Below are 12581 nucleotides of genomic sequence, written 5' to 3'. Positions count from 1 at the left end.
CGCCCGACCCCGGCCCCGAACGCCACCCGAACCGAACGGTGGACGACCCCTCGGCCTCGGACTCCCCACCCACCCCCGCCCGCCGGCGAACGTCCGGGTCGCCGGCCGTTCCAGATCGCTGGGCAGCTCGGCCACGGTGGGCCAGCCGGCCAGCTCCCGCGCCCGGCGGGCGGCCAGGTCACCGGAGCGTACGGCCTGTTCGGTCTCCACCAGCAGCGCGGTGCCGGGGGCCGCCTCCTCGGGCAGCACCTGGTCGAGGTCGCCGGCACAGGCGCAGCCGGCCGTGATCTCCTGCCAGAGCAGTCCGATGCTCCAGCCGTCGACCACCGCGTGGTGGGCGAGAACGGTCAGGACGGCGTGCCCGGGGCGCACCCGGGTGAGGACGAAGAGCACCGGCGGGCGCTCGTAGGGGCGCAGCAGGCCGGGGGCGGCCGGGGTGAGCAGCCGGTGCACCACGTCCACCGGGTCGGTGCCCGCCGGCTGGGCGGGCAGGTCCTGCTCCACGAGCACCGGCTCCCACAACGGCAGGACGCGGCAGCCGAGTTCGGCGGTGTTCGGGTCCCGGGTGAAGACGGTGCGCAGCGCCGGGTGGCGGCGGGTGAGCCGCGCCAGTACGGCGCGCAGCCGGTCCTCGTCGAGCCGGCCGGTGACGTCGGCGCTGACCATGACGTGGAACGGGGAGGGCTTTCCGGAAAGGGCCCCCTCGGCGGAGAGCATTCCTTCCTGGGCCCGGGTGACCCGGGTGTCGAAATTCCCGGCCGAATCATCGGCCGCGACTGCGGTGTCCGGACTCGCCTGGAGGGATGTCACGTCGGTCGTCCTTACTCGTCTGTGCGGGCTCACGACAGCGGGCAGTGGGTTCACGAACAGTCTGTGGAGCGGGGTGCCGGGGCGTCCCGGCAGCGGGACGGCAATTCCCCCGGCGCACCGGCCGGTCAGGAAATTGCCGGGCCATTTCCGGGGTGTTGTGCGAATGCCCGCTCATTCGGGGTGAAGCGGACCGGCAGCCTGCTGAATCCGGTCAGGAAATTGGAATGGAAACGGGCCGGCGGTCCGGTGATCTCGAATTCCGTGGTGTAGGTCCTGAGCGCCTCCAGCAGCGCGGTCACCTCCACCCGGGCCAGATGGGCGCCGAGGCAGAAGTGCGGCCCGTAGCCGAAGGCCATGTGCTTGTTGGGGGTGCGCGCCAGGTCGAAGCGGTCCGGGTCGTGGAAGACGGTCTCGTCCCGGTTGGCCGAGGAGTGCCACACGGTCACGATGTCGCCGGGCTCGATCCGGCGGCCGCCCAGCTCCACGGGTTCCACCGCGGTACGGCCGAAGTGCATGGCCGGGCTGGCCCAGCGCAGTGCCTCCTCGCAGGCCGTCCCGGCGCCGACCCGGCCCTCGCGCAGGGCGGCCCACTGGGCGGGCTCGTGGGCCAGGGTGTGCACGACGTCGTTCATGGTGAGCCGGCTGGTCTCGTCGCCGCCGAGGATCAGGCTGTAGCAGTTGAGCACGATCTCGTCGGTGCTCAGCGGCTCGCCGTCGATGCGGCTGTTGGCGAGGACGGTGATGACGTCGTCGCTGTCCTGGCCGCGGCGCCGCTCCATCAGGTCGGTGAAGTAGAGCAGGATGTCGTTGCGCGCCGACCAGCTCTCCTCGGCGGTCTGCCCGGCGTGCTCGGCGCTGAGGGCGGACCTGATCCGGGGGATGAGGTAGCGGCGGTCGGACTGGGGGACGCCGAGCAGGTCGGCGATGGTGTACAGCGGGATGTGGTCCGAGACCCGGGCGGCGAAGTCGCACTCGCCCTTGCGGACCGCCGCCGCGACCAGCTTGCCGGTGTTGCGGCGCACCCGCTCGGAGATCCCGGCGAGGGCGCGCGGCGAGAAGGCCCGCAGCAGGACGTTGCGGATGTCCCGGTGGCGCTTGCCGTCGGTCACCGCGCACATCAGGCCCGCGGCGGAGTCGCCGCCGGCCAGCAGGGTGACCAGGACGTTGCCCTTCTCCGAGGTGAAGCGCCGGTTGTCCCGGTAGACGGCTTGAAGGTCCGCGTACCGGCTGACGACCCAGAATCCGGGGCGGCCGGGGGCGGCGGGGTGCCGGTGGACGGGGGACTCGTGGCGCAGCCGGCGCCAGTAGCCGCTCAGGTCGGGGCCGAGGAACGTCTCCGGGTCCGTCAGGTCCACCGCGTCCAGGTCGGCCGTTTCCTGAGCGGCCGGATGCAGGGTTGGGCTGGACATGGAACCAGACCTCCGTTCGACGGCCGCTGAATGCACCTCGATTGCAGTGCACGGAGCGCCCGCTCAACAGGCAGGGCACCGGCAATTGCGAGCCACGGCGAATGCCCGGGCGATGCCTGGACCGGGCCGGGTGGATTCAGGAGCATGGGGCGACCCCCGGCATGAGTTTCGCGATCCGCCGCGCGGGTCCGGGAATGTCCGGCTACGGGATCGAGGAGGCACGCGGTGAGTGACACGGCGAAACCAGAAGACGGCACCGGAACCGGTGGTGCCGGGGAGAGCGGACCGCGCTCGCTGTGGCGGAACGCGGACTACGTGGGCTGGCTGACCGGGAACACGCTGTCGTCCGTCGGCACGAGTGTGTCGGCCATCGCCTATCCGCTGCTCGTGCTGTCCCTGACCGGCTCCGTGTCCAAGGCGGGCCTGATCGGCTCCGCCAACCTGATCGGCATCCTGGCCAGCGCCCTGTGGGGCGGTGCGCTGGCGGACCGGGTGTCCCGGCGGGCCATCCTGGTCGTCGGTCCGCTGCTGCAGGCGGTGACGCTGGGCGCGGTCGCCTGGGCGGTCCGCGCCGACCGGGTGGCGCTGCCGGTGCTGGCCGGGGCGGCGCTGGTGAGCGGGCTGTGCTCGGGTGTCGTCCTCGGGGCGAGCACCCCGGCGCTGCGGCGCGTCGTGAGCGCGGAGCAACTGCCCGCCGCCAACGGGCAGGCGATGGCGCGGGACATGGCGGCGCAGCTGCTGGGTGCCCCGCTCGGCGGCTGGCTGTTCGCCGTGACGCGCTGGCTGCCGTTCGGGGCGGACGCGGTCTCCTTCGTGTGCGCCGCGCTCGGCGCGCTGAACATCCGCCGGCCGCTGGGGCCGGACCGCGCCGAGCGCGAGCAGCGGGGTACGACGATGCTCCAGGACGTGGGCGCGGGGCTGGCGTTCGTCCGGGACCAGCCCTTCCTCAGGTTTGTCGTGATCATGGCATCCGTGATGAACATGGTGGCGCAGGCGTTCCTGCTGCTGCTCGTCGCGCTGGTCCGGCACCGGGGCGGCGGGGCGACCGCGGTCGGCGTGGTCACGGCGATGACGGTGGCCGGCGGTCTGGTCGGCTCGGTGTTCGCCCCGGCCGTGGCCCGCCGCTTCCGGCCCCGGCCGCTGCTGTGCTCGGGCGTGTGGGTGTTCACGGCGGGACTCGTCGCGGCCGCCGCGGTGCCCGAGTGGTGGCAGATCGCGGTGGTGGTGTGCCTGGCCCAGGTGGCGACCGTCCCGGTCAACATCGTGCTGCAGAGCTATGTCATGCGGCTCGTGCCGGACCGGCTGCTCGGGCGGGTGGCCGCGGTCAACCGGTTCGGGGCGTACGCGCTGGAGTGGGTGGGGCCGTTGCTGGCCGGCCTGCTCGCCGCGGTGTTCGGTGTGGCGTGGGGGCTGGCCGCGCTGCTGCTGGTCCTGGTGCCGCTCGCCGTCGCGCTGATGACGTCCAGGGCGCTGGACGTGCTGGCCGTGCCGCTGGACCGGGTGGCCGAGCTGGGTTCGTCCGTTCCCGAGGCGGAGGAGGCCGGTGCGGTGGGGCGGTGACCGCCGGTCTCCCGCCGTGGTGGGGCGGCGTACCCGGGGACGGTTCCCGGGTACGCCGCCCTCACGCGTCAGGCCGACAGGGCCGGTACCGGCACCGGCACCGCGTCCGGGGTGCGGGTGGTGGTCAGGACCGCTCGGACGTGGTGCAGGAGGCGGTACTCGTAGCGGGAGCCGCGTACCACCTGGAGCAGGGAGGAGTCGGCCAGGTCGGCGAGGACCTCCAGGACCTCCAGGTCGGTCAGGCCGGTGTCCGTGGGGCCGAGTTCGTCGACGCTGAAGCGCCACACCTCGTGGTGCCGGGCCAGCCGGTCAAGGAGCCGCTGGTGCCGTTCGTCGAGCAGCTCCAGGCTCCAGCGCAGGCTGGCCTCCAGGGTGCGCTGGTGCGGGAGCACCGAGCCGTCCGCCGAGCCGAGCAGCCGCATGGCGCGGTGGTCGGCGAGCAGCACGGACAGCGGCACGATCCGCAGCCGGTGCGCGGCGAACTCCATGAACCGCGGCAGCCCGTCCAGCTGGCGCACCAGCTCGGCGACCTGCGGCAGCTGCCGGGTCAGGTCCAGTGTCGGGCAGCTGGTGCGCAGCCGGTCCACCAGCAGGGCCACGGCGGCGTCGTCGGGCAGCGGGGGCAGCTCGCAGAGCGCGGCCTCCGGCAGTACCGGTGTGCGCCGGGCGGTGACCAGGATGCGCAGCGCGGGGCGCTCGCCCAGCAGCCGGTCCACCAGCGCCGGCACGGTCCGGGTCAGATGTTCGGCGTTGTCCAGGATCAGCAGCTGGTGCCGGCCGCGCGGGTCCGGGCCGGCCGTGAGCGGTGCGGTGGCGCAGTGCAGCGCCTGCTCCAGTGCCGTCTGCCCGTCCAGGTCCCGCTCCCGGGGCACCCGGCCCATCTCCGCGACGGCTATCCCGTCGGGGAAGCGGTGCATGAACCGCTCGGCCGCGGCGAGTGCGACCCGGGACTTGCCGACACCGCCGGGGCCGGTCAGCACCACGGTCTGATGGCTGGTCAGCAGCTCGCCCAGCCTGGCGATCTCGTCCTCCCGGCCGATGAGGGAGGTGCGCGGCGGCCGGGTGCCCTGCCAGTCGACCTCGCCGGGCTCGACGAGCTGGAGCCATTCGGCCGCCATTCCCGATGCGGCCCCGAGTTCCTCGACCGGCGCGGTGCGCAGCCGTTCCTTGAGGTCGGGGTCGAGCACCTCCAGCAGCATGTCGACGGAACTGCGGCGCGGGCGCTGGATCAGACCGCGTTCGAAATTCCTGATCGTGCGCACGCTGATCCCGGAGCGCTCGGAGAGTTCCTCCTGGGTGAGGCCCGACTGGAGGCGCAGCCGGAGCAACAGGTTGTCGATCAAAACGGTTCACCCCCATTGGGCGACGGGCAGCTTTCCCGCCCGGTGATCCGGGCCAGGCCTGGTACACACGAGTGTTCGCCCTCCCGTTCCTGTGGACGTACCGCCCGGGTACCGCGCCGCCGTAGCCCGGCAGGACCGGCGCGGGCCGGCCGGTCCGTGGCCTGGTGAAAGCCCTGATGGGGGCGGGTGCCGGACGCAGGGGGACCGGCGCGTGGGGCGGTACGGGATCGGGGGCCGGCAGGGGGAACGGGCGGCGGCTGGCTGAATGGAAGCGGTGCTTCCGGGCTTGCGGAGATGACCGGGGGACGTCGGAACGGCTTTCGATCTCCGGTTGTCCTGCGGATTTCCGGTGAAAGGGGGTAACGGCGGCGGGCTGTGGTTACCGTACGGGTTGAGCCATATGCTCCCCGAAGTTGGCGGGATATGATCACGCCCCCGGGGGGTATGGGGAGACGCTTGCGTTCAGGTGGGGAGGACGTGTGAGCGATGGCTGGGCAAAACGTTTGCGCTTCAATATTCTCGGCCCGCTGGAGGGGTGGCACGGCAGCGAGCGGATCGAGGTCGGCGGACTGATCCAGCAACGCATCCTGGTGGCCCTGCTGCTGGATCCCGGCAAGCGGCTGACCGTGTCCCGGCTGGTGGAGGCGGCCTGGGCGGAGGAGCCCCCGGTGACCGCCGTGCACCAGGTGCGCAAGGCCGTGGCCGATCTGCGCCGCAAGCTCCCGGGCGGCAAGGAACTGCTGCTCACCGACGGCCCCAGCTATGCCCTGGCCACCGATGTGCCCCTGGACATAGGGGAGTTCGACCGGCTGGCCGGCGAGGCGCGGACGGCGGCGGAGCAGGGGCGCCCGCGGGAGGCGGTACGGCACCTGCGCGAGGCCGTCGCCCTGTGGCGCGGGCGGGTGCTCGACGGCATCGGCGGCCCGCTGGTCGAGGCGGCCGCCGTGGTGCTGGAGGAACGCCGGCTCAGCGCCATGGAGCGGTACTACGAGCTGCGCCTGTCCCTCGGTGAGACCTCCGAACTCCTGTCCGAGCTACGCGAGCAGACCAGCCGTTACCCGCTCCAGGAGTCCCTGCGCGGGCACCTGATGCTGGCGCTGTACCGGTCCGGGCGGCGCGCGGAGGCGCTGGAGGAGTACGGCAGGGTGCGCACGCTTCTGGTGGAGGAGCTCGGCATCGAGCCCGGCCCGAAGCTCGCCCGGCTGCACGAGGACATCCTGGTCGAGAACCCGGAGCTGGCCGCCCCCGCCGTCCCCGCCGCTCCCCCGGCGCCGGCCGCCGCGCCCGAGCCGGAGCCCGCCCGCCGGCAGGCGCCGGACGCCCCGCGCATGCTGCCGTACGACCTGTCCGACTTCGTCGGCCGGGAACGGGAGCTGGCCCTGCTGCTGGAGGGCGCCCGGCGCTGCGAGCAGCGGGGCCGGGGCGCCCGGGTGGTGGCGATCGATGGCATGGGCGGTGTGGGCAAGACCAGCCTCGCCGTGCGCGCCGCCTATCTGCTCGCCGACGAGTATCCCGACGGCCAGCTCTTCATCGACCTGCGCGGATACGCCCCGGACGAGCAGCCGGTCGGCCTGGCCCCGGCGCTGGGGATGCTGCTGCGCGGGCTCGGCATCCCGATGGAGCAGATCCCCGACGACGAGGTGGGCCGTACGACGCTGTGGCAGTCCGCGCTCGCCGGGCGGCGGCTGCTCATCCTGATCGACAACGCCGCCGACGCCGGTGTCGTGCGCGGCCTGCTGCCCACCTCGCCGGGCTGTCTGGTGCTGGTCACCAGCCGGGCCCGGCTGGTGGAGCTGGACGGCGCGGAGTGGGTGGCGGTCGACGTACTGGCCCCGCGCGAGAGCCGGATCCTGGTCGGGGAGCTGCTGGGCGCCGAGGCGGCCGCGGCGGACCCGGAGACCGCCGCCGAACTGGCCCGGCTGTGCGGGCATCTGCCGCTGGCGATGCGGATCGCCGCCGCGCGGCTGCGCAACCGCCGGCAGTGGACGCTGCCGTACCTGGTGGCCCGGCTGCGGGACGAGAACCGCAAGCTGGACGAGCTGAGTTCGGGCGAGCGCGGGGTGGCCGCCACCCTGCGCCTGTCCTACCAGGTGCTGCCCGAGGACTGCCGGGCGTCCTTCCGCATCCTCTCGCTGCATCCCGGCAACGAGATCGACGTCAACTCCGCGGCCGCCCTGCTCGACCTGGACGTGTGGGACGCCGAGGACCATCTGGAGAAGCTGCTCGACGCCCAGCTGCTGCAGCAGCCGGAGCTGGGCCGCTACACGTACCACGACCTGGTCCGCAGCTTCTCGCGCGGGCTGAGCCGGGAGCTGCCCGAGGACCGGCGGGACGAGACGTCCGCGGTGCGGCGGCTGATCGAGTACTACCTGTGCGCCACCGAGTCGGCCTGCGAGCTGCTCTACCCCGGCCGCAGCCGCAGGAACAGCGGCATCGACGCCGGCGCGGCGGCCGGGCTGGTGCCGGGGTTCGGCACGCCGGACGACGCGCGGAGCTGGTTCGACCGCGAGCACATCACGCTGACCTCCGTGGTCAAGCTCGCCGTGCGGGAGGGCTACCAGCGGCACGCGGTCTGGCTCGCCCGCGGCATCACCTTCTACCTCAACGCCCGGGGCAACCTGAACCTGTTCGCGGAGCTGAGCCGCACGGCGGTGGCCGCGGCCCGGGACCTCGAGGACGACGCTTTGCTTGGCATGTGCCTGTCCAACCTTGGGGTGTCGTGCTGGAAGCTCGGCCTGTACACCGAGGGCATCAAGGCCGCCGAGGAGGGCCAGGAGATCGCCCGGCGCACCGGCGACCAGTCCACCCAGGCGCACTGCAAGGGCAACCTCGGCCACTTCCACAGCCTGCTCGGCCGCTACCCGGAGGCGCTGGACCATCTCCGGTCGGCGGTCGCGCTGGAGCGGGAACTGGGCACCCCGCGCGCGGAGGCGGCCACCCTGACCCTGCTCAGCGCCCTGTACGAGCAGTGGGGCCGGTACCGGGAGGCGGTGGACTCCGCGCGCCGGGCCGTCGAGCTGATGCGGCGGCTCGGCCAGCACGAGAACGCGTTCGTCGCCCTGACCGACCTGGCGCTCGCCCTGGTGGGCCTCGGCGACGACGTCCTCGCCGAGGAGTGCCTCGGCGAGGCCCGCGGGCTGTGCGTCGGGGACAGGGAGGCGGGGCAGGTCGCCGTGACGCTGGCCCTCTCCGCGGAACTGGCCCAGCGGCGGGGGGACCGGGACGAGGCGGGGGTCTTCGCGGAGCAGGCGCTGGAACTGGTGGGGCAGAGCACCTCGCCGACCAGGCGGGCCAAGGCGGAGAACATGCTCGGCCGGCTGATGCACGAACGGGGCGAGCACGAGCGGGCGTTCGGCCTGCACAGCGGCGCCTACGAGACCGCCGTGAGCGTCGGCTACCGGGTCGAGGAGGCGTACTCGCTGGCGGGGATGGCGGTGGCGGCCGGGGCGCTGGGCGACGCGGAGGCGGCCGCGGAACAGTGCGCCGAGGCGGAGCGGATCTTCGAGCAGCTCGGGGTCCCCGCCGCCGTCCGGCGGGGCACGGCCGGACGGGTCAGCCCCGCGGCGCCAGTGTGACGGAGGTCGGGCCGTTGTCCTCCGCGAGCGCGTGGTGCCCGGCGGCGCCGTGGCTCCGGCCGTCCTGCAGGTGCACGGTCGTCGCGGTGGTGGCACCGAGGAGCAGGGCGAGGAGGGCGGTGCCGGCGAAAGCGGAGAACTTCTGCATCATCACTCCTGGTGGGCTGGTCGTCCGCCTGGTGGCTTCCGATGGGTCCAACCCTGGCAGCGGGCGATCCCGCGGCGATCCCGCGCCGCTACCGCGCCCCGCGGTATCGGGAGTATCGGCAGGTCAGACCTGTTCCCGGGGCCGGCAGGAGAGCAGCCGGGCGCCGTTCGGGCCGAGGACCACCTCCGCGACGGTCTCCCCCGACGCGTGCCCCCGCAGATCCAGCTCGCCGCGGACCACGGAGCGCACCAGGGCGAGCTGCGCGGGGGACAGCGCGGCCGGTACCCGGACGCCGTCCGCGCGCAGGTCGGTGACGCTGACGACCTCGTGCATGCCGTCCGCGGTGACGGAACGGACTTCGATGGGCATGCGTCCCCTCCTCAGGAACGGCCGGCGAAGGCCCGGCCGGCGGGCAGCGCCGGGGCGAGGATGTCATGCACCACCTCGAGCAGCGCTTGAGGCCCGGTGTGCGGGAAGGCGTGGCCGCCCGGCAGCATCGTCAGGCCGAACCCGCCGGCCGCGCAGCGCCGCCAGCGCGGGATCTGCTCGGGCGGTGTGATGCTGTCCTCCGTGCCGCCGAAGACGTGCAACGGGCAGTCCAGCGGCACGGGTTCGGGATTGTGGTAAGCCTCCGCGTACGCCAGGTCCGCCCGGATCGCGCGCATGATCTCCCGCAGGAACGACGGGTACTCCAGCAGCTCCTCCGGCAGGCCGCCGTTGGCGATCAGCCAGGCGCGCAGCCGGTCGTCGTCCGCGGTGGACATCGTGCGCAGCGACGGCACCTGCGGGGCCCGGGCGCCCGAGATCAGCACGGCGAGCGGCGCCGGCTCCCCGCGCGCCTGGAGCCGCCGGGCGACCTCGTAGGCGAGGGAACCGCCGAGGCTGTGCCCGAACAGGGCGTAGGGCACGTCCAGTTCGGCGCGCAGGCCGTCGTACAGCTCCTCGATCAGCGCGTCCACGTCCACGGGCAGCGGCTCCCGGTCGCGGGTGCCCCGGCCGGGCAGTTCCACGGGGGCCATCTCCAGCCCCTCCGGCAGATGCCGGCGCCAGCCGGAGAAGGCACCGGCCCCGGCGCCCGCCTGCGGCACGCAGATCAGCCGGATCCGGGGCTCGCCGGCGGCGTACCTGCCGCTGATCCACGGGTTGTGCGACACCACGCTCACGCTCCATCTCATGTCCGACGACGGGCATCCGCATCCGCAGCATCGCCGTGCGCGCCGTCTGCGGCCAGGCAGAACAGCAGGCAGAATCCCGGCAGTTACGGCCTCTCGCGCGGCCCGCAGTTGCCCCGCGCCTGCCTGGAGACAGCGGCCCGCCGCGCTGAAGACTCGGCCTGTCAGACGGACCGCAGAAGGCAGGAGGCAGGCCCATGGTCGCAGCGCACCCGGCAGCCGACGAGGAAGCACTGCTCGACTGGAACGAAAGCCCCATCGGGCCGCCGCCCCTCGCGGTCCGGCGGGTGACCGAGAACGCCCACCGGCTGCACCGCTACCCGCGCGGCCTGACGGAGGAGGTCACCGCGCTGGCCGCCACGCACTTCGGGGTGGCCGCCGACCAGGTGCTGCTGACCGCCGGCGTGGACGAGGCGATCGACATGACGCTGTCGCTCGCCGACCGCGCCTTCGGGCCGCGGCCCGGGTTCGACGGCTACCCGGACCGGGCGGCGGCCAACGGCAAGCCGTTCGTGCCGATCCCGCTCGGCCCCGACTGGCAGCCCGCCCCCGGCCTCGACCCGAGCCTCGGCGCGCGGGACATCGTCTACCTGGCCCAGCCGGGCAACCCCACCGGCAACCTGGTGCCCGCCGAGTGGCTGGCGGCCGTCCGCGCCGCCGCGGGATACGTCTTCGTGGACGAGACCTACCAGGAGTTCTCCTCCCGCCCCAGTGTGCTCGACGGGCTGGGCCCGGACGGACCCGAGGAGGGCCTGCTGGTCTACCGCAGCTTCTCCAAGGCCGCCGGTCTCGCCGGGATCCGGCTCGGCTGCCTGATCGCCTCCCGGGCGACGATCGCCCGGCTGGAGCCGCTGCGCCGGTTCATGCCGATCGACGCCGTCAGCCTGCACGCCGGCGCCGGACTTCTCGCCGGCCCCGAGTTCCTGACCGAGCTGGCCGCCTATGTGCGCGCGGCCCGCACCGAGCTGTGCGCGGTGCTGCGCGGCAGCGGCCTGTTCGCCGAGGTCCGCGACACCGAGACCAACTTCGTCCTGGCGCGGCCCGCCGACCGGGTCGGCGAGGCGCTCGCCCGCCGGCTCGACCTCGACCGGGTCCGGGTCAAGGACTGCTCCGTGATCGGCCTGCCCGGCTGGCTGCGGATCAGCGTCGGCTCCCGCGACGACCAGGCCCGCCTGGCTCGCAGCCTGGAGCACGTCGCCGCGGCGCGGGCCGCCGTGTTCTCCCCGGAGACCGTCTTCGCGTAGGCCACCGCCTCGCGCCGGTGACCTCTTCGTGCCGGCCACCGGCCGTCCGAGTCCCCGTGCGCACGGGTCGCACCGACCGCGCACGTCACCGCTCACGCACCACCGCTGACGCAATCCCGTTCACCGCCCCGGCCGGGGACCTCCCGGCCGTACATCCTGAGGAAGGCGAGTCACCCATGCTCACCGACGACTTCGAGCGCCGTCTGATCGACAACACCCAGCCGGTCCGCCAGTTCTTCCTGGCCCAGGCGCTGCACCACGCCATGCACGAGGGCCTGTTCGCCGACCTCGAGGAGCACCCCGGCTCGACCGCGGAGGCGGTGGCCGAGCGGCTCGAACTCGACGCCTACCGGGTCGGCGGGCTGCTGCGCTATCTGCGCAACGAGGGCTACACGGTGCTGGAGGACGGCTGGTCCCTGAGCGCCAAGGCCAAGGAGGTGCGGACCTTCGCGCCCTGGTACGAGATGCTCGTCGGCGGCTACGCCCCCTCCATGGACCAGCTCGGCGAGGTGCTGCGGGACGGCAGCCGCTACGCCTCCCGCAACACCACCAAGGTGGGCGAGGGCAGCTGCGGGATCGGCGCCTACGACGCGCTGCCGCTGGTGGAGAAGCTGCTGGACCCCGCGGCCGCGGACCGCCCGGAGACGATCGTGGACCTCGGCTGCGGCGACGGCAGCTTCCTGATGGACCTGCTGGTCGCGCAGACCGACCTCAAGGGCCTCGGCGTCGAGCCGCACGAGGGCTCGATCGTGCTCGGCAAGCGCCGCCGCGCCGAACTCGGCCTGGAGGACCGGATGCAGATCGTCCAGGGCGGTGCCCAGGACGCGCTCGGGCTCGACCTGCCGGAGAACGGGCGCGGGATCTGCTTCATGACGGCGTTCGTGCTCCAGGAGCTGATGCAGCAGCAGGGCGAGGAGGCCGTCGAGGAGCTGCTCGCCACGACCTTCGAGCGGTACCCGGAGGCCCGCTGGCTCGTCGTGGAGATGGACCACCAGCCGCTCGCCCCCGTCATGGGCAGCCACGGCCTGGCCCTGACCTTCTACAACCCGTACTTCCTCATCCACACGGTCACCGAGCAGCGTCTGGAGACCCGTGAGTGGTGGGACCGGCTCTTCGAGCGCCTCGGTCTCACCGCGCAGGCCGTCGCCACGCCCGACCCGCGGGCGGACTCCACCGGTCTGCAGTTCGGCGTCCTGCTGGCGAAGAAGCGGTAACCCCGCCGCCACGGGCCCGTGTCGGGGGGGGGGCCCCCCCCTGGTGGGGGGCCCCCCCCTCCGAGCGCGGCGCCGCCCCCGCCCCGCCAAGGCCCCCCCCCCCGCG

10 protein-coding genes are annotated in these 12581 nt (G+C 73.6%); 4 read left to right on the top strand and 6 right to left on the bottom strand.

The window, feature by feature from the left end; translation table 11 throughout:
* The coding region (locus ACWEN3_RS28105; protein ID WP_452976306.1) for a condensation domain-containing protein at positions 1–810 on the bottom strand (810 nt) is incomplete at its 3' end.
* 125 nt (positions 811–935) lie between these two features.
* On the bottom strand, positions 936–2219 hold the full coding sequence (locus tag ACWEN3_RS28100) for a cytochrome P450 (RefSeq protein WP_452976304.1): 1284 nt from the start codon (positions 2217–2219) through the stop codon (positions 936–938).
* Between the two features lie 225 nt (positions 2220–2444).
* Between ACWEN3_RS28100 and ACWEN3_RS28095 the strand changes: the two genes are divergently transcribed.
* The gene (locus tag ACWEN3_RS28095; RefSeq protein WP_452976302.1) at positions 2445–3779 is read left to right on the top strand and encodes an MFS transporter; all 1335 of its coding nucleotides are present in this window, start codon (positions 2445–2447) and stop codon (positions 3777–3779) included.
* 68 nt (positions 3780–3847) lie between these two features.
* On the opposite strand, the gene ACWEN3_RS28090 is transcribed toward ACWEN3_RS28095, so the two are convergent.
* The gene (locus ACWEN3_RS28090; RefSeq protein WP_452976300.1) at positions 3848–5122 is read right to left on the bottom strand and encodes a helix-turn-helix domain-containing protein; all 1275 of its coding nucleotides are present in this window, start codon (positions 5120–5122) and stop codon (positions 3848–3850) included.
* A gap of 479 nt (positions 5123–5601) precedes the next feature.
* On the opposite strand from ACWEN3_RS28090, the gene ACWEN3_RS28085 reads away from it, so the two are divergent.
* On the top strand, positions 5602–8697 hold the full coding sequence (locus ACWEN3_RS28085) for a BTAD domain-containing putative transcriptional regulator (protein ID WP_452976298.1): 3096 nt from the start codon (positions 5602–5604) through the stop codon (positions 8695–8697).
* Here ACWEN3_RS28085 and ACWEN3_RS28080 read toward each other — a convergent pair.
* From ACWEN3_RS28080 to ACWEN3_RS28070, 3 genes are all read right to left on the bottom strand, one after another.
* The gene (locus ACWEN3_RS28080; RefSeq protein ID WP_452976296.1) at positions 8675–8845 is read right to left on the bottom strand and encodes a hypothetical protein; all 171 of its coding nucleotides are present in this window, start codon (positions 8843–8845) and stop codon (positions 8675–8677) included. The genes ACWEN3_RS28085 and ACWEN3_RS28080 overlap by 23 nt on opposite strands.
* Before the next feature lie 123 nt (positions 8846–8968).
* Positions 8969–9214, bottom strand: coding sequence for a hypothetical protein (locus ACWEN3_RS28075; RefSeq protein WP_452976294.1), 246 nt, complete (start codon positions 9212–9214; stop codon positions 8969–8971).
* Between the two features lie 11 nt (positions 9215–9225).
* Positions 9226–10002: a thioesterase II family protein gene (locus tag ACWEN3_RS28070; protein ID WP_452976292.1), complete on the bottom strand. Its 777-nt coding sequence runs from the start codon at positions 10000–10002 to the stop codon at positions 9226–9228.
* A gap of 212 nt (positions 10003–10214) precedes the next feature.
* Here ACWEN3_RS28070 and ACWEN3_RS28065 point away from each other — a divergent pair, with 212 nt between their 5' ends.
* Entirely contained in the window at positions 10215–11261 is a 1047-nt protein-coding gene (locus ACWEN3_RS28065) for a pyridoxal phosphate-dependent aminotransferase (protein ID WP_452976290.1), read from the top strand.
* Positions 11262–11437: 176 nt separating this feature from the next.
* Entirely contained in the window at positions 11438–12475 is a 1038-nt protein-coding gene (locus ACWEN3_RS28060) for a 2-ketoarginine methyltransferase (RefSeq protein ID WP_452976288.1), read from the top strand.
* Positions 12476–12581: the final 106 nt, after the last annotated feature.

This window comes from Streptomyces sp. NPDC004561, from assembly GCF_053602155.1.
Note: the sequence above shows the minus strand (reverse complement) of the source record. Positions and strands in the feature narration are given on the sequence as shown.

What these genes read in the sequence shown, in the direction of transcription:
- ACWEN3_RS28100 (WP_452976304.1), bottom strand. Translation starts at nt 2,219, where the DNA reads ATGTCCAGCCCAACCCTGCATCCGGCCGCTCAGGAAACGGCCGACCTG.
- ACWEN3_RS28080 (WP_452976296.1), bottom strand. Translation starts at nt 8,845, where the DNA reads ATGCAGAAGTTCTCCGCTTTCGCCGGCACCGCCCTCCTCGCCCTGCTC.
- ACWEN3_RS28075 (WP_452976294.1), bottom strand. Translation starts at nt 9,214, where the DNA reads ATGCCCATCGAAGTCCGTTCCGTCACCGCGGACGGCATGCACGAGGTC.
- ACWEN3_RS28065 (WP_452976290.1), top strand. Translation starts at nt 10,215, where the DNA reads ATGGTCGCAGCGCACCCGGCAGCCGACGAGGAAGCACTGCTCGACTGG.
- ACWEN3_RS28060 (WP_452976288.1), top strand. Translation starts at nt 11,438, where the DNA reads ATGCTCACCGACGACTTCGAGCGCCGTCTGATCGACAACACCCAGCCG.